Below are 19,578 nucleotides of genomic sequence, written 5' to 3' on the forward strand. Positions count from 1 at the left end.
GGCCCGCACGCCATGCCAATGAATGGCGCTGCTGCTGACGGGGTCGCTGTGTCGCCGTACTCACCGCGCGCTGCGTGCCCGCCACCGTTCGGGCCGGGCTTGTCGAAGCCAGGGCGCCTGCCCTGGCCGGCCGCGCTACTGCGCGGGCTGCAAGCCTGCGGCCTTCACCAGCGTGGCGTTGCTCTTGATCTCGTCCTTGATGTAGGCATCGAACTGCTCGGGCTTGAGCGTCCAGGCGTCGGCACCGAGCTTGAGGAAGCGCTCTTTCACCTCGGGCGTGGCCAGCGCCTTCACCACCTCGTCGTGCAGGCGGTTCACGATGTCGCGCGGCGTCTTGGCCGGCACCATCATTCCGATCCAGAAGTTGAACTCCGAACCGGGCACGCCGGCCTCGGCCGTGGTGGGCACATCGGGCAAGGCGGCCGCGCGCTTGGGCGAGCCCACGGCCAGCGCCAGCAACTGGCCGTCCTTGATCTGGCCGATGACGGGTGCAATGGGAGAGAAGTAGTAGTCCACGCGGCCCGACAGTACCTCGGTCACGGCCTCGGCGGAGCCTTTGAAGGGAATGTTTTGCGCGTCGATCTTGGCGGCCAGCTTGAATTTTTCGGCGTTCAAATGCGTGGCGCTGCCCTGGCCGGCCGAGGCGAAGTTGATGGTGCCCGGCTTGGCCTTGGCCGCGGCCACCAGGTCCTGCAGCGTCTTGATGCCTTTGGCGGGCGAGATCACCAGCGCATTGGGCAGCGACGAGATCGGCGTCACGCCCGCGAAGTCGCCTGTGGTGTCGAACGGCAGCTTGGCAAAGGTCGAGGGGCTCACCGTGTGCGACGACGAATGGATCATCACCGTGTAGCCGTCCGGCGCGGCCGTGGCCACCGCCTGCTGCCCGATGGTGCCGCTGGCACCGCCGCGGTTGTCCACCACCAGCGTCTGTCCCATGCTCTGGCCCATCTTGTCGGCAATGGCGCGCGCAATGATGTCGGTGGTGCTGCCCGCCGCAAACGGCACGATCACGCGCACCGGCTTGGTGGGGTAGCTACCTTGCGCCAGGGCGCTCAATGACAAAGAGGTGAACGCGACCGCCGCCAGGGCGGTGGCCGCAGCGCGGCGGGTGGTGCGGGTGATGGGCATGGATTTGTCTCCGTTGGCAGGCTGGGCTTGCTCTTTAATTCACTGAATGGTGAATAAAGCTGATTTTTAGGCATTGCTGCGCCTGCGTCAACGCAGACGCATTCAACAGAGCTAGGGGTTTACCCGTGGACCGGGTGAGAAAGACGACGCCTGCGCAGCGTTGCTCCGCACTCAAAGGGAGCGCGCTGCGGCTGCAGGTCAGCGAGGCGGCTTCCTGCGCAGCCTGGCGAGTGCGTACCCAGTGAAGCCCTGGTGCACCAAGCCGCCGAGTGCCATGAGCGGGATCCACGCGGCCGCGTAGTGTGGAAGGCAGAGCAGCAGGCAGAGGGCAAGCAACAGGCTTGCGGCAAAAAGCAGGTCGCGCCATGCAAACAGGCGCGCGCAGCCTTCGATCCCTTCGGGCGGGCGCACGATCCACTGGCGCGTGAGTTCGACACGCTTCCCGGTGCCCATTTGGTAGGCACGCCACAGGAGAAAGGCCGCCATGGCGGCGGGTGCAACGAGGAAGATCAGGACGGTCGCGATTTGCATGGTGCGGGCCCGTTAGGCCCTCAGCACGTACCCGAGGATCACATCGCACATGTGCGACAGCCGCTCGTTGCACGCCTTGGGCGCCATGAGGTCGCGGCCGAAGATGGCCGACAGGGTGTGGTTGTTGGACAAATAGAAGTACGACAGCCCGGCGATCGACACATACAGCTGCAGCGGGTCCACCCCGCCGCGAAAACTGCCCTCGCTGCGGCCGCGCTCCAGCACCTCGGCCAGGGTGGCGATCAGCGGCGAGTTCATCTCGCGGGCGCGCTGCGACTCCTGCAGGTGGCGCGCCTTGTGCAGGTTGGCGCTGTTGAGCAGGGTGAGGAACTGCGGGTTCTCCAGGTAGTACGTCCAGGTGAACTCCACCAGCCGGCGGATGGCGGTGGCGGGCGCCAGCTCCAGCAGGTTGAGCTTGCGCTCCTCCTCGCGGATGTGCAGGTAGGCCTGCTCCAGCACCGCCTGAAAGAGCTTTTCCTTGTCTTCGAAGTAGTAGTAGATCAGCCGCTTGTTCAGGCCCGCGCGCTCGGCGATGCGGTCCATGCGGGCGCCGCCCAGGCCGTGCTCGGCAAACTCGTCGCGCGCGGCGCTGAAGATCACGCCCTGCGAGCGGTCGGCATCGCGCTGGCGTTCCTTCACAGGGCTTTCGGGTTCTTTGGTCATGCCGAATAGTTCACTATCTGGTTAACAAAATCCAGCCTTGCTCGGAAGCTGGGTTGCTGGAGGGGGCAGGGCTGCGGCGGTCGCGATTGTGCCGTGCGCGTGCGGGGCCCCTGCATCAGTCGGCGTAGTCCAGGGGCAGGGCGGTGGTGAACTTGATCTCTTCCATCGCGAAGCTGGAGCTCACGTCGGACAGCGTCACCGCCTGGGTCAGGCGCTTGTAGACCGAGTCGTACGCGCGGATGTCGGGCACCACCACGCGCAGCAGGTAGTCCACGTCGCCGCTCATGCGATAGAACTCGACGATCTCGGGGATGGCCATCACCGCGTCGCGCAAGGTGTCGAACCACTGCTGGTGGTGCTGGCTGGTCTTGACCGCGACGAACACCGTAACCCCCACGTTGACCTTGCGCGGGTCTACCAGCGCGACATGCCGGGTGATGTAGCCCTTCTCGCGCAGCCACTGAATGCGCCGCCAGCACGGCGTGTTGGACAGATGCACCGCCTCGGCCAGTTCCGCCAGCGGCGTCTCGGCGTTTTGTTGCAGCAAGGCCAGGAGCTGGCGGTCGGTGGAATCCAGTTTCTGTTTCACGGCGAATATGAAAAATCGTTTCTCCTATTTGGCGCTGAAGCGGTCATAAAAGCAAAATGATTTTCCTCAGGTCGTTTCATACTGGATGGCGCGCTGACCACGCCCCTGCCGCAGCGCGGGGCGCCCGTTTTTATCCTTCACCCAACCCAAGGACTTCATCCATGACGGCTTCTGCTTTTCGACGCCAACCCGCCCTCTGGGGCTTGAGCATTGCCGCCCTGGCCGTGCTGGCCGCCTGCGGCGGCAATGACGGCCCCGCCACGCCCGTCGCCACGCCGGAGCCCGTCGAGCAGTACGTGCCGCCCGAGCCGCCTTCGGGCTACACGCCCAAGGCCATCAGCTACGCCAACAAGGACATGGTGGCGACGGCCAACCCGCTGGCCACCAAGGCCGGGGTCGACATCCTGGCCAAGGGCGGCACGGCGCTGGATGCCGCCATTGCCGTACAGATGGTGCTGAACCTGGTGGAGCCCCAGTCGTCGGGCATCGGCGGCGGCGCGTTCATGCTGCACTTCGACAAGGGCGCCAACAAGCTCTTGGCCTATGACGGCCGCGAAACCGCGCCCAAGGCGGCCACGCCCAATCTCTTCGTCGGTGCGGATGGCAAGCCATTGGCCTTTCTGGCGGCGGTGGACGGTGGCCTCTCGGTGGGTACGCCCGGCGTGCTGCGCATGCTCGAAGCCGCGCACAAGGTGCACGGCAAGCTGCCCTGGAAGGACCTGTTCGAGCCCGCCATCCAGCTCAGTGAAAACGGCTTCGCCATCTCCCCGCGCATGAGCGTGTCCATCGCCGGCTCGGCCGCGCGCATCAAGGCGCAGGGCGAGCCCGGCGCCAGCTACTTCCTCAACAGCGACGGCACGGCCAAGGCTGCTGGCATGCTGCTCAAAAACCCCGAGCTCGCCGCCACGCTGCGCGCCATTGCGGCCGGCGGTGCCGATGCGTTCTACAAGGGCGACATCGCCAAGGACGTCGTGGCCAAGGTCACGGGCCACCCCACCAACCCCGGCAAGCTCTCGCTGGACGACCTGAACAGCTACACCCACAAGGTGCGCGAGCCCGTCTGCGGCGTGTACCGCACCCAGTACCGCGTCTGCGGCATGCCCGCGCCGAGCTCGGGCGGCATCGCCGTGCTGCAGACGCTGGGCCTGCTGCAAGGATTCGATCTGGCGGCCATGAAGCCCAACACGCTGGACTCGGTGCACGTGGTGTCCGAGGCCTACCGCCTGGCGTATGCCGACCGCGCCGTGTACGTGGCCGACCCTGATTTCGTCAACGTACCGCAGGCCGGCCTCATCAACGCCGACTACCTCAAGGACCGCGCCAAGCTCATCAGCCTGACCAAGAGCATCGGCACCCCTACCGCCGGCACGCCTCCCGGCGTGAGCGGCGCCAAGGGCCTCGACAACTCGGCCGCGCTGCCGTCCACCACCCACCTGTCCATCATCGACAACGCGGGCAATGCGGTGTCCATGACGACCACCATCGAGAACGGCTTCGGCAGCCTGCAGATGGTGCGGGGCTTCTTGCTCAACAACCAGCTGACCGACTTCTCGTTCACCGCCACCGACGCTGCAGGCTTGCCCATTGCCAACAGCGTGCAGCCCGGCAAGCGCCCGCGCAGCTCCATGGCGCCCACCATCGTCTTCAACGCCACCACCGGCGACCTGGAAGGCGCCATCGGCTCGCCCGGCGGCAGCGCCATCATCCAGTACACCGCCAAGTCCATCCTGGGCATGACGGACTGGGGGCTGAACGTGCAACAGGCCATCAACCTGCCCAACTTCGGCGCGCAGACCAACGCCACCACGTCCATCGAAAAGGGCTCGGTCATCGACACCGCGACGATCCGCGACGGCCTGAAGGCCCGCGGCCACACGGTGGCACAGACCGACACCTTCACGAGTGGCCTGCACGGCGCGGTCTACAACGGTGTGCGTGGCAACGGCACCCCTGGCCTGTTCGCACGCAACCCGGGCGCAGGCACCTTTGCCGGTGGTGCAGACCCACGGCGCGAGGGCACGGCGCAGGGCAACAACTGAGCGGTTGATATGCAAAAGGCCGCTGCGCTCTGATGGAGCGTGGCGGCCTATTTTTGCGACCGGAGCTTTGGGTTGCGATGGTGTGCGGTGGGCAGGCATCGGCCCACCAGCACGCGCTCAGCGCGGCGGAACGACCCGCTGCAGATAGTCCGTGACTGCGCTCTCCCACAAAGTTCTTTCGGTGTGGATGAAGTGCCCGTTGCCGCCCGCGGGCGCGGGCAGTGCGATGAATTGGCCCGTGCCGCCGGCTGCTTCAAAGGCCGCGAAACTCTGCCGGCTGTGCTGCAGCGAGTAGTACGGGTCCTTGTCCCCATAGAGCCACAGCGTCGGCTTGCGAAAGGCAGCGCCCCGGCGGAACGCCACCGGGTTGATCTGGTCTGCCGCAGGGCACAGGTCGCCCACCCAGCCGCCCACGAAGTTGATCACGCCCGCAAACATCTGCGGCTGGCTGCCTGCGTACGCCACCGACAGGATGCCCCCGCGCGACACGCCGCCGATGAGCAGGCGGGTGGTGTCGACATCCGGGCGCAGGCGCAGGTAGGCCATGGTGGCGTCGAGGTCTGCGATGGCACGGTCCACGCCGGGCAGGGACCGCTCGGGCAGGCACGAATAGCGCGAGCGGTCGGCTTCGAAACCCTCGTCGTACAGCCCGTCGGACTGGCCGCGTCCGCGCCGCTGCGGAAACACCACCTGCCAGCCGCGCTCGGCGAAATAGCGGCCGACGTCCGGGCTGGTGGATGTGAACTTGAACCACGCGGGCTGGTTGCCCTCGCCGGTGGAGCCGTGGTTGAAGACCAGCGTGGGCCAGGGCCCGGGCGTCGACACGGGCCGGTACACCACCATCTCCAGCGTCTGGGCCTTGCCGCCCTCCGCCCAGGACGTGGGCACGCGCTCGGTGCTGCGGCGGTACGGCCGGGCCTGCGCCTTCTGCGTCAACACACCCGCAGACAGCAGCTGCGCATTCGGGCGCCACAGCGACATCTCCATGTCGCCGTCAGCCCGCAGGCGCAGCACCAGCTTCGTGCCGGTCTTGAGCTGCGCGACGAGCTCCTCGTCGACAAAGCGGGCGTCCGTGCGTTCGGTGAAGACCGGTTGCCCGCTGCTGGCCGCTGCGTAGGCCAGGGTGGCGCCCGTGGGCGATAGTTTCTCGACGGCCAGCTTCACATCGCACACCTGGGAGATACAGGCCCAGCCCTGCCACACGCCGCTCCAGCGTGCGATGCCGGGCGGCACGGTGCTGTCGGGCGCGACCACCGCCACATCGGCCGGCAGTGCGGCGTCGATGGGGCTTTCCGACACGCCAGCGGACAGTCGGGCCATGTAGTCCGGCCACGCCGTGGGTTGTGCGTGCACCGCGCCCGCGCCAGCCCACAAGGCTGCTGTAGCGACCATGGCGGCCCTCAGCCGCCAGCCCTGTCCTGCCATCGTTGTCCTCCTGTCGAATTATCGAACGACTATAGCAACGGCACTGTGCGCCCCGGCACTACCGGCGCGGCGTTGTCCGGCGTGGTGCCGCCGCCGGCAGCGCGCCCGCCAGTGTCTTGAGCAGCGCGGTAAATGTCGCCGTAGGCCCCACGTTGTCGTCGCTGCGGTAGACCAGCGTCAGCGGCACTTCGAGCCGGCCGTGGTCCACCAGGGGCCGGTACGCAATCGCATGCCGGTGCACGCCCAGCATCGACGACGGCACGACCGAAATGCCGGTGCCTGCAGCCACCAGGTTCAGGTTGGTCAGCATGCGCGCCACTTCGGCCACCACGCGGGGCTGCACGCCGTGTTCGGCGCACAGGGCCAGCAGGTTGGCGTACAGGCCGGGCGCGCCGGGGCGGCGCACCAGGATCATGGCCTCGCCGTGCAGGTCGGCCACCTGGATGGGCAGCGGCTTGCCGCGGCGCTGGCGCAGCGCGAGCGGATGGTCGATGGGCAGCGCCACCATGGCGGGCTCATGCTGCAGGGTGTCGAACGCCAGGCCCGCAGGCTGCGCCACGGGCACACGCAGCAGGCCGCAGTGCAGGCGGCCGTCGGCCACGGCCTCGGTAATCTCGGCAGCGTTGTTCTCGCCGATCTCCAGCACCAGGTCGGGGTGCCGTGCGCGGCACTCGCGCAGGGCAAACGGCGTGAACTCGTGGGCGGCTGCCGAGCTGGTGAAGGCAATGGACAGGCGCCCCGTTTTGCCCTCGGCCAGCAGCTGCATGCGGCTTTGCAGCGCATCGAAGTCGTGCACCAGGCGCATGGCGTCGGCCTGCAGCACACGCCCGGCCTCGGTGAGCGCCACACCCTTGGCATGGCGTTTGAAGAGGACCAGGCCCACCGCTCTCTCCAGCGCCTTGATCTGCTGGCTCAGCGGTGGCTGGGCCATGCCCAGTTGTTCGGCCGCTCGTGTCATGTGGCCCGCTTCGGCGACGGCCAGAAAGTAGCGCAGTTGGCGGATGTACATGTCAGTGACGGCAGGGCGTGGTGGAGCAGTTCATATGCAAATCGTATGGCATGCCGCAAATCAGCATATTTGACGTATGGAACGTGCGTTCCTACGATGCGCTGCGACAGCCGATTCCATGACCATTCCAACGGAGACACACCGCATGACTGCAACGCAGCCGTATCCCCTGATGACGCGCCTGGGCCTCGCCGCGCTGGCCAGCCTGGGCGCTGCTTGTGCCCCGGTGCAGCCAACACCCCCGTCGGCCGCGCGTACCGCACCGGCATTGGCAACGCGCGAGGCGGCGCCCACGGCCACAGCCTGCCCCAAAGAGCTGGCTGCCGTCGCGCGCTGCCTCGCGGGCCAGGACTCCGCCGGTGCCTACTACCTCATCGCCATTCCCCAACAGTGGAACAAGGTGCTGGTGATGCATGCGCATGGCGGCCCGACCCTTGGCGCGCCCAAGGCCGAGCGTGCGGTGGAGGATCTGGAGCGCTGGTCCATCATGGTCCGCGCGGGCTATGCCTGGGCGGGCAGCACGTTCCGCCAGGGCGGCGTGGAAGTGCGTGCCGCGGCTGAAGACACCGAGCGCCTGCGCCAGATCTTTGTGCAGCATGTGGCCCAGCCGCAGCGCACCATCCTGCATGGCCAGTCGTGGGGCGCCGGCGTGGCCGCCAAGGGCGCCGAGATGTTCCAGCGCACGGCCGACGGCAAGCGGCCGTACGACGCCGTGCTGCTCACCAGCGGCGTGCTGGCCGGCGGCACCCGGTCGTACGACTTTCGCACCGACCTGCGCGTGGTCTACCAGTACCTGTGCGGCAACCATCCCCGGCCGACGGAGGTGGCCTACCCGCTCAACACCGGCCTGCCGCACGATGCGGCGATGACGCAGGGCGACCTGCAGGCGCGGCTCAACGAATGCCTGGGGCTGAACAAGCCCGCGGCAGAGCGCACGCCAGAGCAGCAGCGCAAGGTACAGACCATCGTGGAGGTGATCCGCATCCCGGCCAGCTCGATCCAGGGCCACATGAACTGGGCCACCTTCCACATGCGCGACGTGGTGCACCACCGCACCGGCGGCGCGAGCCCGTTCGGCAACCGGGGCGTGGTCTACAAGGGGTCTGCGGACGACGCTGCGCTCAACGCGGGTGTGCTGCGCTACCGGGCCGACCCGAAGGCCGTCGCGCGCTTCGCCGAAGACACCGACCCCACCGGCCGCATCCCCGTGCCGGTGCTCACTGTGAAAGGCGTCGATGACCCCACCGCGTTCGTCGAGCTGGATGCGCAGTTCAAGGCCACGATGGAGCAGGGTGGCAGCGGTGCGCGGCTGGTGCAGACCTTCACGCGCCACAACGGCCACAGCTACCTGAGCGACCCAACCTACCCCACGCTGATGACCGCGCTGCTGCGCTGGGTGGACGAGGGCGCCAAGCCCACGCCGGAAGGCATCGCCCAGCAGTGCCCCGCCAACGAAGCTGCATTCGGCAAGGGCTGTGCCTTCCTGCCGGCCTATGTGCCTGCACCCCTGGCCAGCCGGGTGTACGAGCGCGAACGGCCCTGAGGCCACTGAGAGACGCTACAAAGCACAAAGGCTCTGCCTTGCAGCAGAGCCTTTGTTTAGTGTGCTATGAAAATAATAGCTACTTGCGCTTATAGGATAAGCGCTGGCGGCCTATTTCACTCAAAAACCGCTGTGCACACCGCGCCGTACGACCGGCCCGGCCCACGCCAGCGCCGCGGTGCAAGGGCCGCCTCGCCGCAAGGGCGGGGGCCCCTCGGGGGAGGGCGCGCAGCGACTCCGGGGAGCTTCGTTTCTTCAGGCCTTGACGGAGGCGAGCGCGTCGTTCAGCGTCTTGCTGGGGCGCATCACGGCATCGAGCTTGGCGGTATCGGGCAGGTAGTAGCCGCCGATGTCGGTGGGCTGGCCTTGCACAGCATTGAGCTCTTCCACAATCTTCTGCTCGTTCTCGGCAAGCTGCTTGGCCAGCGGCGCGAACTTGGCGGCCAAGTCCGCGTCGGCCGTTTGGGCGGCCAGTTCCTGGGCCCAGTACAGCGCCAGGTAGAACTGGCTGCCGCGGTTGTCCAGCTGGCCGGTCTTGGGCGAAGGGTTCTTGTTGTTGTCCAGCAGCTTGCCCGTGGCGGCGTCCAGCGTCTTGGCCAACACCTTGGCCTTGTCGTTGCCGGTCTTCAGGCCCAGGTCTTCAAACGACACGGCCAGCGCCAGGAACTCGCCCAGCGAATCCCAGCGCAGGTGGTTTTCTTCCACCAGTTGCTGCACGTGCTTGGGGGCCGAGCCGCCCGCACCGGTTTCGTACATGCCGCCACCGGCCATCAAAGGCACGATGGACAGCATCTTGGCCGAGGTGCCCAGTTCCATGATGGGGAACAGGTCGGTCAGGTAGTCGCGCAGGATGTTGCCGGTGGCGCTGATGGTGTCCTGGCCGCGGATCACGCGCTCCAGCGTGTAGCGCATCGCACGCACCTGGCTCATGATCTGGATGTCGAGGCCGACGGTGTTGTGCTCGTGCAGGTACATCTTCACCTTGGTGATGAGTTCCTTTTCGTGCGGACGGTACGAGTCGAGCCAGAACACCACGGGCATGCCGGAGTTGCGGGCGCGGTTGACGGCCAGCTTCACCCAGTCGCGGATCGCAGCGTCCTTGACCTGGCACATGCGCCAGATGTCGCCGGCTTCCACGTTCTGGGAGAGCAGCACTTCGCCCGTGGCCAGGTCGGTGATGTTGGCCACGCCGTCTTCGGCGATCTCGAAGGTCTTGTCGTGCGAGCCGTACTCTTCGGCCTGCTGCGCCATCAGGCCCACGTTGGGCACCGTGCCCATGGTCTTGGGGTCGAACGCGCCGTGCCACTTGCAGAAGTTGATGATCTCCTGGTAGATGCGGGCGAAGGTCGACTCGGGCATCACGGCCTTCACGTCCTTCAGGCGGCCGTTGGCGTCCCACATCTTGCCGCCGTTCCTGATCATCGCGGGCATGGAGGCGTCCACGATGATGTCGTTGGGCGAGTGGAAGTTGGTGATGCCCTTGGCCGAATCGACCATGGCCAGCTCGGGGCGGTGTTCGTGGCAGGCGTGCAGGTCGCGCTTGATCTCGTCGCGCTGGCTTTGCGGCAGCGTCTCGATCTTGCTGTACAGGTCGACCATGCCGTTGTTCACGTTCACGCCCAGCTCTTCAAAGGTCTTGGCGTGTTTGGCAAACGCGTCCTTGTAGAAGATGCGCACGCAGTGGCCGAACACGATGGGGTGCGAGACCTTCATCATCGTGGCTTTGACGTGCAGCGAGAACATCACGCCAGTCTTGCGTGCGTCTTCGATTTCCTTCTCGTAGAACTCCAGCAGCGCCTTCTTGCTCATGAACATGCTGTCGATCACCTCGCGGTCGAGCAGCGCGACCTTGGGCTTCAAGACGATGGTCTTGCCGCTCTTGGTGATCAGCTCCATCTTGACTTCCCGGGCGCGGTCCAGGGTCATGGACTTTTCGCCGTGGTAGAAGTCGCCGGCGTGCATGTGCGACACATGCGAGCGCGATGCCTGGCTCCACTCGGCCATGCTGTGCGGGTTCTTGCGCGCGTATTCCTTGACGGCCTTGGGCGCGCGGCGGTCCGAGTTGCCTTCGCGCAGCACAGGGTTCACGGCCGAGCCGGTGCACTTGCTGTAACGGGCCTTGATGTCCTTTTCCTTGTCGTCCTTGGGCTGGTCCGGGTAGTCCGGCAGTGCGTAGCCCTTTTCCTGCAGCTCGGCGATGGCTGCCTTGAGCTGCGACACCGAAGCGCTGATGTTGGGCAGCTTGATGATGTTGGCATCGGGCTGCAGCGTCTTCTTGCCCAGCTCGGCCAGCGTGTTCGGCGCGCGCTGGTCTTCCTTCAGGTACTCAGGGAACTCGCCCAGCACGCGGGCGGCCACGGAGATGTCCGATTCCGCCACGTTGATGCCGGCAGGCGCGGCAAAGGTGCGGATGATGGGAAGAAAGGAAGCCGTGGCCAGGCGAGGTGCCTCGTCGGTCAGGGTGTAGATGATGGTCGGTTGCTGGGTCGTCATGGCTTGTCTCACGAAACGAGTGTGTGGACGGCCCCTACCGGTGCAGGACAGAGGCCAAACGCGGATGCTCTCGCATTCTCCTTCCTTGGCGCTTTCCCGGTCCACGGTTTTTGCAATTGAATTCCACGATGCAAAATTTGCCGGCGGGTAGGACCATTTTTTTATCTCCGGTGCCCCTGTATGAGAGCGGTGCGCCACCCAATGCGGGTGCATGCAAGCTGCAAAGGCCTCACTCGTTCAAGGGCCAAGCAGGACGGTTGCAAGGTGCAGCCTGCCTCAAAAACGGATCTTCAAGCTCAGGAGCGTCGGTAGCTCAGGCTCTGCAAAACGCCTTGGACGCGCAGCAGGGCTTTCGCCTCCTCGCGCCCCGCGGGTGTGATGAACCGGGAGCGCATCGCGCGCCTCAGGCACTCCCTGGCGCGGGCTGCGGACAACGATGTTCCTGAGCCCTTCAAGTGGCACTTTGCCAGTTCCACCCAGGCGTCGCCATCTCCGTCCAGGGCTGCTTTGCGGAACCAATGGAAAGAGCTGCGATGAGCATGCCGCTCACGAAACAAGATGGCCAAGTTGTTGGAGGCCACAAAGTCGCCTGCGTGTCGCGCTTTGCGGTACCAGATCTTTGCCAGGTATTTGCTGGCAGGTGTACCCAGGCCTTCGTCGTAAAAGAACCCCAGATTCATCATCGCGCTCCTAAAACCCTCGTATGCGCAGGACCGGAACAATTGGAATGCGCGCGGCAGATCGCCGGCGTCCCACGCCTCGTGGGCCTGTTCTTCCCTGGCATCAACAGGAGTCACTGCAAAGGCTCCTGAGCATGTCGAATGTCTGTGCATTCGATCCGAAGTGTTGACCCGCGTTCGAACACCATATCGTGCACCAGCATGCCCGCGGGATTTACCCAAATCGCATGGGCGAGCAGGTCTCCATGGGCCGTATGCGAGTAGCGAGGCTCGCCATGCCGCGCAGGGCTCTGAAAGGCATATGCCTCCACCCCGGTGTAGTGCAGATGGATGCGTCGATCGTGGTATGGGCCCAAGAGGCACAACCGTACTTCCGTTTGCCGCATTTCCTGCCTGCTTCCCTCTGCTGTTTCGCCAATGGTCAGTGACTGCAGCCATGCATCGTGAAGCGAACTGCGGGCGTTGAGATCGTGGTGCGCAGGATCGGACGCGAATTCATAGACATGGACAGGCATGCGCGCCTGGATGGAATCCAGATAGCGCAGGTAACCGGTGAAATCGATGTAGCCTGTGTGAAGGCTGAAAAGGTGTTCGATGGCCATACGTTCTGGGCGGAATGTGACCATGTTAAATCCCGTTCGCGTAAGCCCAGTGCCTCGTGGACGGTCATCCTGGGTCTGTTCGCGCAGGAACAGCCAGCACTTGGTCCCCCACCACCGCGAACCGCCGCGCCATCGGCGGTACCGATTGGCTCGACGTGCCCGTGAAGGCGCCGAATGCTGGCAGCACCAGCAGCCCGGGTGTCAGGGCATAGCAGGGCAGGCGCATGGCATCGCGCGCCGGGCCGTACAGCGTGGTGGTGGGGTGTAGATGGCCTGCCAGCACGGTGGCGCCTTCCACGGTCTGCGGGTGGTGGCAGGCGGCCACCGGGGCGCCTGTCACGGGTTGCCACGGCTCGTCGGCCAGGTCGATGCCCAGGGCGCGCGGCGGGTCGCCTGCGTGCAGGTCGTGGTTGCCGCGCACCAGGGTCATGGCGATGTGCGCGTGGTGCTGGCGCCAGGGCAGCAGTTGCTGCCACAGCCGCTCGTCGGCGCCGCTGCGGGCGTGCAGGAAGTCGCCCAGAAAGACCAGGTGCTCGGCGCCCGTGGCCGCCAGCACCGCGTCGAGCCGCGCGAGATTGTCGGCCGTGGTGCCATGGGGCACCGGCTGGCCTGCGCGACGGAAGGTGGCCGCCTTGCCGAAGTGCACGTCGGCCACGAAGGCCATGCGTGCGGCGGGCCACCACACGGCGCGCTGGGGCAGCAGCCACAGGGCGGTGCCGCAGGGCAGGGTGATGGCGTGGGCGCCAGCAGGTGGGGACGGGTGCGTAGGGGCGGGGGCGGTGTCTGCGGTCACTGGCAGGTGGGGCGTGGTCAAAATCCGTGGCGTCCTCGGGGGCGGCGGGGTGCGCCATCGGTGTCGCCGCGGCGTGAGCGCCGGGGGGATGCGGTGGCCCCGTCGGGGACGTCCCAGGCCATGTCGGCCGGGGCCACGGTATTGTCGGCGAGGTGGGTGCCGGTGGTGTCGTCGGCGGCCTTCTCCAGCGCTATCACCATGCGCGCCAGGCGGTCGGCCAGGGTCTCGGTGCTCAGGCGCTCGCGAAAACGCTCCACCATCAGCGGCAGGGCGAACGGGGTGGGGCGTTCCAGCGCATGGATGGACAGGGTCTGCGCCTGCATGCCGCGCAGGGTGCGGGCCAGGCGCTCCATGTCCAGCTCGTTGGCCAGCAGCTCGGCGCGGGCCTGGGCCAGCAGCAGGTTGTCGGGGTCGTACTGGGCGAACACGTCGTAGTACAGCGAGGACGAGGCCTGCAGCTGGCGGCTGCTGCGCTGCTCGCCGGGGTGGCTTTGAAAGATGAGGCCCGCGATGCGCGCGATCTCGCGAAAGCGCCGGCGCGCCATCTCGGTCGCGTTCAGGCTGGCGAGCACTTCGTCCTCCAGCCCGCTGCCGATGGTGGTGTGCGTGCCCTCGCCGATCAGACGCGGCAGCAGCGCGGCCCAGTCCACGGGCTTGGCGGACAGCAGCTCCAGCCCATAGTCGTTGACGGCGATGGAGAAGGTGTTGGGCACCTGCTCGGACGCGCGCCAGGCCAGCAGCCCCGCCAGGCCCAGGTGCACCAGGCGGCCCGCCAGCGGGTACAGATACAGGTGCCAGCCCTCGCGCGTGTGCAGCGTCTCGGCCACCAGGCGGCTGGGCGTGGGCAGGGCCGACCAGGCGTGCTGCAGCGCCAGCAGCGGCTGGGCGCACAACATCTCGGGCGATGCGTAGACGCCGCGTTCGGCCTGCTCCAGCATCTCGAGCATGGCGTCGGCCAGCGTGTTCGACAGCGGCATGCGCCCGCCGTTCCAGCGCGGCAGCGCGGCGCTGCCCTTGGGGGCAATGCGCACGTAGGCCGTCATCTGCTGGGTGCGCACCAGCTCCAGCAGGCGGCCCGCGAACATGAACACGTCGCCCTTGCGCAGCCGGGCGATGAAGCTCTCTTCCACCGAGCCCAGGCGACCGCCGCTCACGAACTGCACCTGCATGCTGGCGTCGCTCACGATGGTGCCGATGTTGCTGCGGTGGCGACGCGCCAGCCGTGCATCGGGCACGCGCCAGATGCCTTCTTCATCGGGCGCGGCGCGCTGGAAGTCGGGGTAGATGGCCAGCGATGCGCCGCCCTGGCGCACAAACTGCAGCGCCCACTGCCAGTCGTTGTCGGCCAGCTGCGCATAGGCGGGTGCGCGGCGCACCTCGGCCAGCAGCGCATCGGGATCGAAGCCACCGCCCAGGGCGATGGTGACCAGGTGCTGCACCAGCACATCGAGCGGCGCGCGCGGCGTGTGCCGGTCTTCGATGCGGCCCAGCGCCAGCGCATGGCGCGCGGCGGCGGCTTCCACCAGCTCCAGGCTGTGCGTGGGCACCAGCGTGATGCTGGACGTGCGCCCCGGCGCGTGGCCCGAGCGGCCCGCACGCTGCACCAGCCGCCCCACGCCCTTGGCCGAGCCGATCTGCAGCACCTGCTCCACCGGCAGAAAATCCACGCCCAAGTCCAAACTTGACGTGCAGACTACGGCCTTGAGCAGGCCGGTTTTCAAGCCGTTCTCCACCCAGGCCCGCACGTCCTGGCTCAACGACCCATGGTGCAGGGCGATGGTGCCGGCCCAGTCGGGCCGCGCCTCCAGCAGCGCCTGGTACCAGCGTTCGGCCTGCGAGCGCGTGTTGGTGAAAACCAATGAAGAGGCGCAGGACTCGATGGACTCCACCACCTGCGGCAGCAATGCCAGGCCCATGTGCCCGGCCCAGGCAAAGCGGTCCACCTTGGCCGGCAGCATCACCTGCACCTTCAGCGCCTTGTCCACGCGGCCCTGCACCAGCACGGCCGGTGGGGCAGTGGGGGCGCCCGGGGCAGGGCAGGGCTGCAGGGTGTCGAGCGCGTCCTGCAGGTTGCCCAGCGTGGCCGACATGCCCCACACCTGCAGCGCAGGGTTCCAGCCCGACAGGCGCGCCAGCGCCAGCTGCGCCTGCACGCCGCGCTTGTTGCCCACCAGCTCGTGCCACTCGTCCACAACCACCAGTTGCACATGGCGCAGGCGCTCATGGGCGTCGGCGCGGGCCAGCAGCAGCGACACGCTTTCGGGCGTGGTCACCAGCAGTGTGGGCAGGCGGCGGTCCTGCGCGGCGCGCTCGCCGCTGGCGGTGTCGCCGGTGCGCAGGCCGCTGGTCCAGGCGGGCGCCAGGTCGGGCATTGGGGCCTGCAGCGCGCGCAGCGTGTCGGCCGCCAGGGCGCGCATGGGGGTGATCCACAGCACGGTCAGGGGCGGTGCGGCTGCGCGGCGCTTGCGCAGGGCGGTGCGGTCGCTGGTGCCGTCCGACGGCGTTGTAGCCTCCGTGGAACCGACCCCGGCTTCGACAGGCTCAGCCCGAACGGGTGGGGATGTGGTCTGTCTGGTCGATCCGGCTGCCGTCGCCAGCGCCAGGTGCTGCAGCGCGCCCAGCCACACCGCATAGGTTTTGCCCGCACCGGTGGTGGCGTGCAGCAGGCCCGAACGGCCCTCGCCCAGGGCGCGCCACACCTCTTGCTGAAAGCCGAAGGGTTGCCATCCGCGCGCTGCCATCCAGCGCGCTGCAGCACCCAAGGCGGCTGTGTGCAACGGCTTGCGCGGACGGCGGGGCGGGGCCTTGGCGGCGGTGTTCATTCCGCTGCGTCCTGCCCCGGCAACAGCGCCATCAAGGTTTGCAAAGTGTCCGCCTCGGCCACGGTCTTGTCCTTGCGCCAGCGCAGCATGCGCGGAAAGCGCACTGCGATGCCGCTCTTGTGGCGCGGGCTCTTGCCGATGCCCTCGAAGCCCAGTTCGAACACCATGGTCGCATCCACGCTGCGAACGGGCCCGAAGCTCTCGCGCGTGGTCTTGCGCACGATGGCGTCCACCTGGCCGATCTCCACATCCGTAAGCCCCGAGTACGCCTTGGCAAACGGAACCAGCTGCCGTTCAGGGTCGTCCGGCGGGCCGTTCCAGACGGCAAAGGTGTAGTCGCTGTACAGGCTCGCGCGGCGGCCGTGTCCGCGCTGGGCGTAGATCAGCACGGCGTCCACGCTCATGGGGTCAATCTTCCACTTCCACCACACGCCCACGTCCTTGGTGCGGCCCACGCCGTAGTGCGCCTGGCGGTTCTTGAGCATGAAGCCCTCGGTGCCCATGCCCCGCGCGGCCTCGCGCTGGCGCGCCAGGTCGGTCCAGTCTGCGCCGTGCAGGAGCGCGCTCAGGCGCAGGGTGTGTTGCGCTGCGGTGGTGGCCGAGGGCTTGGGCGCGGGTGCGGGTGCGGGTTCGAGGTCAAGCTCCACTATCCGTTCGGACTGAGCCTGTCGAAGGCCCGCGTCGCGCTTCGACGGGCTCAGCGTGAACGGTTCTGTGTTGGGTGTGGTCTCGGCACGCGGACTGAGCCCCTCGAATGGAAGTTCCGACGTTCCCGCCTCCCCAGCCCGTTCAGATTGAGCTTGTCGAAGTCCAGTATCGCGCTTGGACAAGCCCGCCGTGAACGGTTCGGTGGTTGGGAGTGTTCCTTGCGCTGCATCGGCCGGCGGCGGCAGCAGCGTCTCCAGCAGCGCGCGCCGCGCCTGCTGGGGCTGCTGGCGCAGGTCTTGCCCCGCGTGCTCCAGCAGGTCGTAGACGACCAGCACCACCGGCAGTTCGCGCAGCAGCTTGGCGCCCAGCGTCTTGCGGCCCAGGCGCTTTTGCAGGTCGGCAAAGGGGCGCGGCTGGGGCTCGCCCGGCAGCCACACCAGGATCTCGCCATCGACCACTGTGCCGTCGGGCAGCTGCGCCATCGCGGCTTCGGCCAGCTCGGGGAAGCGGTCGGTCACCAGCTCTTCGCCGCGCGACCAGACCCACACCGCGCCGGCCCGGCGCACGATCTGCGCGCGGATGCCGTCCCACTTCCATTCCACCAGCCAGTCATCGGGCGTGCCCAGCAGCGCGGGCATCTCGGCCACCGGCTGGTTGAACGGGTGGGCCAGGAAGAAGGGGTAGGGCTGGCCCGCCATGCCGGAGTCGCCCGTGCCGGGCACGCTGCCATCGACGGCGTCGTCCACTGGCGCGATCAGGGCGGCGTAGTCGTCTGCTGCGGGCTGCCGGCCGATCTGCGTGTAGCCCATCAACCGGTGGGCAATGCGCTTGGGATCGAGCGCGCTCACGGTGGCCAGCGCCTGCGTCACCTGCAGGCGCGACACCCCCACGCGGAAGTTGCCGGTGATGAGCTTGAAGTACACAAACCGCTGTTCCGGCGCCAGCATGTCCCACTGCGCGCGCAGGCGGGCATCGGCCTCGTCGGGCGGCAGGGTGCGCAGTGGCAGCAACTGGGCCATCCATTCGGCCAGCGGTACATCGACCGGCTGGGCAGGCGGGGGCAGCAGCAGGGCCAGCGTTTCGGCCAGGTCGCCCACGGCCTGGTAGCTCTCTTCGAACAGCCATTCGGGCAGGCCCGCCGCCTCTTGCGCCAGGGCTTTGAGGCGCTTGGTAGGGACCATCTGGCGCGGCTTACCACCGGCCAGAAAGTAGGTCGCCCAGGCCGCATCGGCCCGCGGCGCCACGCGCAGGTAGGCCACCAGCGCCGCCAGCTTGGCCGACTGCCCGGTGGTGGCATCCAGCGCCTGGAACAGCTCGGCAAATGCCCTCATGGCGTGGGCTCCGGGGGCTTGGCGCTGTCCTGCTCAGCGTTGTCAGGCGTGGCAGAGGTAGCAGATCCGGAAGCGTCAGAGCCCGAGGAGTCAGAGGCGGAAGAGGGCGCTCCCGCGTTGCTGTCATCCTCGTTATCGTCCGCCCCGTACTCTGTGGCAAACACCTGCGCGTCCAGGCCCTGCTCGCACAGCCAGCGCACCATCACCTCGGTGCTGCCGTGGGTCACGATGACGCGCTCGGCCCCGGTGGCGCCGATGGCCTTTTGCAGGCTGGGCCAGTCGGCGTGGTCGCTCATCACGAAGCCCCGGTCCACGCCGCGGCGGCGGCGTGCGCCGCGCACCAGCATCCAGCCGCTGGCAAAGGCATCGGAATGCTCGCCAAAGCGCTTGAGCCAGGGCGTGCCCGCGCCCGAGGGCGGCGCCAGCACCAGCGCGCGGCGCAGTTCGGCCTTGGTGACGCCCGGGTCGGTCACGCGCATGGTGGGTGGCAGTGCCACGCCGGCTGCGCGGTACACGGCGTTGAGCGGGTCTACCGCGCCGTGCACGACGATGGGGCCGATGTTCGGGTCCACCCCGTGCAGCAGCCGCTGCGCCTTGCCGAAGGCGTATGCGTACAGGATGCTGGCCTTGCCCGCGGCGGCATTCGCTGCCCACCAGGCATTGATGTCGGCGAACAGCACCGGCTGCGACGGCCAGCGGTAGATGGGCAGGCCGAAGGTCGACTCGGTGATGAAGGTGTGGCAGCGCACCGGCTCGAACGGCGGGCAGGTGCCGTCGTCTTCGAGCTTGTAGTCGCCCGACGCCACCCACACTTGGCCGCCGTGCTCTATGCGCACCTGCGACGACCCCAGCACATGCCCCGCGGGGTGCAGCGACACGCGCACGCCCTGTTGGTCAATCACGTCGCCGTAGCCCAGCGTCTGCAGGTCGATGTCCGCACCCAGGCGGTTGCGCAGCGTGCCTTCGCTGTCCTGGTGCGCCAAATAGTGGGCCGAGCCCATGCGCGCGTGGTCTGAATGTGCATGCGTGATCACGGCCCGGCTGACCGGCCGCCAGGGGTCGATGTAGAAATCGCCGGGGGGGCAGTACAGGCCTTCCGGGCGGTGGACGATCAGGTCACTGGGCATGGTCAGCACATCGTAGGCGGCACGCCAAAGCCGGGGAGCGGGCTGGGGAATGGAGAGTGCGGTCTGGCATGAGAATTTGAATAATAACGGCCTCCAGCGCTGGATGTATAAGCGCTGTGTGCTATGAATATGTGAGTAATCCGTGCGCGCCCGTC

15 protein-coding genes are annotated in these 19,578 nt (G+C 67.4%); 2 read left to right on the forward strand and 13 right to left on the reverse strand.

Going from position 1 to position 19,578, the window contains the following annotated elements; all coding sequences use genetic code 11:
• Positions 1-135: 135 nt before the first annotated feature.
• The 4 genes from ACSQ3Q_RS00610 to ACSQ3Q_RS00625 all read right to left on the reverse strand — a co-directional run bounded on the left by ACSQ3Q_RS00610 (position 136) and on the right by ACSQ3Q_RS00625 (position 2,899).
• The gene (locus ACSQ3Q_RS00610; protein WP_436132505.1) at positions 136-1,128 is read right to left on the reverse strand and encodes a tripartite tricarboxylate transporter substrate binding protein; all 993 of its coding nucleotides are present in this window, start codon (positions 1,126-1,128) and stop codon (positions 136-138) included.
• A gap of 198 nt (positions 1,129-1,326) precedes the next feature.
• Positions 1,327-1,659, reverse strand: coding sequence for a hypothetical protein (locus tag ACSQ3Q_RS00615; protein ID WP_436132506.1), 333 nt, complete (start codon positions 1,657-1,659; stop codon positions 1,327-1,329).
• Between the two features lie 12 nt (positions 1,660-1,671).
• Positions 1,672-2,322 (reverse strand): TetR/AcrR family transcriptional regulator, encoded by a 651-nt coding sequence (locus ACSQ3Q_RS00620; protein WP_436132507.1) that lies wholly within the window; start codon positions 2,320-2,322, stop codon positions 1,672-1,674.
• A 115-nt stretch (positions 2,323-2,437) separates the two neighbouring features.
• Positions 2,438-2,899 carry an Lrp/AsnC family transcriptional regulator gene (locus ACSQ3Q_RS00625; protein ID WP_436136908.1) on the reverse strand — a complete coding sequence of 154 codons (462 nt, stop codon included), beginning with the start codon at positions 2,897-2,899 and terminating at the stop codon, positions 2,438-2,440.
• A 173-nt stretch (positions 2,900-3,072) separates the two neighbouring features.
• Here ACSQ3Q_RS00625 and ggt point away from each other — a divergent pair, with 173 nt between their 5' ends.
• Complete coding sequence (gene ggt / locus ACSQ3Q_RS00630; protein ID WP_436132508.1) at positions 3,073-4,950, forward strand: gamma-glutamyltransferase; 1,878 nt, start codon at positions 3,073-3,075, stop codon at positions 4,948-4,950.
• Positions 4,951-5,067: 117 nt separating this feature from the next.
• Here ggt and ACSQ3Q_RS00635 read toward each other — a convergent pair whose 3' ends face one another.
• Positions 5,068-6,375, reverse strand: coding sequence for an alpha/beta hydrolase family protein (locus ACSQ3Q_RS00635; protein WP_436132509.1), 1,308 nt, complete (start codon positions 6,373-6,375; stop codon positions 5,068-5,070).
• Positions 6,376-6,433: 58 nt separating this feature from the next.
• Positions 6,434-7,384 carry a LysR family transcriptional regulator gene (locus ACSQ3Q_RS00640; RefSeq protein ID WP_436132510.1) on the reverse strand — a complete coding sequence of 317 codons (951 nt, stop codon included), beginning with the start codon at positions 7,382-7,384 and terminating at the stop codon, positions 6,434-6,436.
• Positions 7,385-7,529: 145 nt separating this feature from the next.
• On the opposite strand from ACSQ3Q_RS00640, the gene ACSQ3Q_RS00645 reads away from it, so the two are divergent.
• Entirely contained in the window at positions 7,530-8,927 is a 1,398-nt protein-coding gene (locus ACSQ3Q_RS00645; RefSeq protein WP_436132511.1) for a hypothetical protein, read from the forward strand.
• A gap of 255 nt (positions 8,928-9,182) precedes the next feature.
• Here the strand turns inward: ACSQ3Q_RS00645 and ACSQ3Q_RS00650 are convergent, their stop codons facing one another.
• The 7 genes from ACSQ3Q_RS00650 to ACSQ3Q_RS00680 form a co-directional block, all read right to left on the reverse strand.
• Complete coding sequence (locus ACSQ3Q_RS00650; protein ID WP_436132512.1) at positions 9,183-11,420, reverse strand: NADP-dependent isocitrate dehydrogenase; 2,238 nt, start codon at positions 11,418-11,420, stop codon at positions 9,183-9,185.
• Positions 11,421-11,716: 296 nt separating this feature from the next.
• Positions 11,717-12,217 carry a tetratricopeptide repeat protein gene (locus tag ACSQ3Q_RS00655; RefSeq protein WP_436132513.1) on the reverse strand — a complete coding sequence of 167 codons (501 nt, stop codon included), beginning with the start codon at positions 12,215-12,217 and terminating at the stop codon, positions 11,717-11,719.
• The gene (locus ACSQ3Q_RS00660) at positions 12,214-12,702 is read right to left on the reverse strand and encodes a hypothetical protein (protein ID WP_436132514.1); all 489 of its coding nucleotides are present in this window, start codon (positions 12,700-12,702) and stop codon (positions 12,214-12,216) included. Before ACSQ3Q_RS00660 ends, ACSQ3Q_RS00655 begins: the two co-directional genes overlap by 4 nt.
• Positions 12,703-12,766: 64 nt before the next feature.
• Complete coding sequence (pdeM, locus tag ACSQ3Q_RS00665; RefSeq protein ID WP_436132515.1) at positions 12,767-13,495, reverse strand: ligase-associated DNA damage response endonuclease PdeM; 729 nt, start codon at positions 13,493-13,495, stop codon at positions 12,767-12,769.
• 17 nt (positions 13,496-13,512) lie between these two features.
• Positions 13,513-16,317 (reverse strand): ligase-associated DNA damage response DEXH box helicase, encoded by a 2,805-nt coding sequence (locus ACSQ3Q_RS00670; RefSeq protein ID WP_436132516.1) that lies wholly within the window; start codon positions 16,315-16,317, stop codon positions 13,513-13,515.
• On the reverse strand, positions 16,314-18,296 hold the full coding sequence (locus ACSQ3Q_RS00675) for an ATP-dependent DNA ligase (RefSeq protein ID WP_436132517.1): 1,983 nt from the start codon (positions 18,294-18,296) through the stop codon (positions 16,314-16,316). Before ACSQ3Q_RS00675 ends, ACSQ3Q_RS00670 begins: the two co-directional genes overlap by 4 nt.
• Entirely contained in the window at positions 18,293-19,423 is a 1,131-nt protein-coding gene (locus ACSQ3Q_RS00680; RefSeq protein ID WP_436132518.1) for a ligase-associated DNA damage response exonuclease, read from the reverse strand. The genes ACSQ3Q_RS00675 and ACSQ3Q_RS00680 overlap by 4 nt, the downstream gene beginning before the upstream one ends.
• Positions 19,424-19,578 lie beyond the last annotated feature (155 nt).

The sequence above is a fragment of the Acidovorax sp. LjRoot129 genome, assembly GCF_964253765.1.
Taxonomy (GTDB): domain Bacteria; phylum Pseudomonadota; class Gammaproteobacteria; order Burkholderiales; family Burkholderiaceae_C; genus Acidovorax.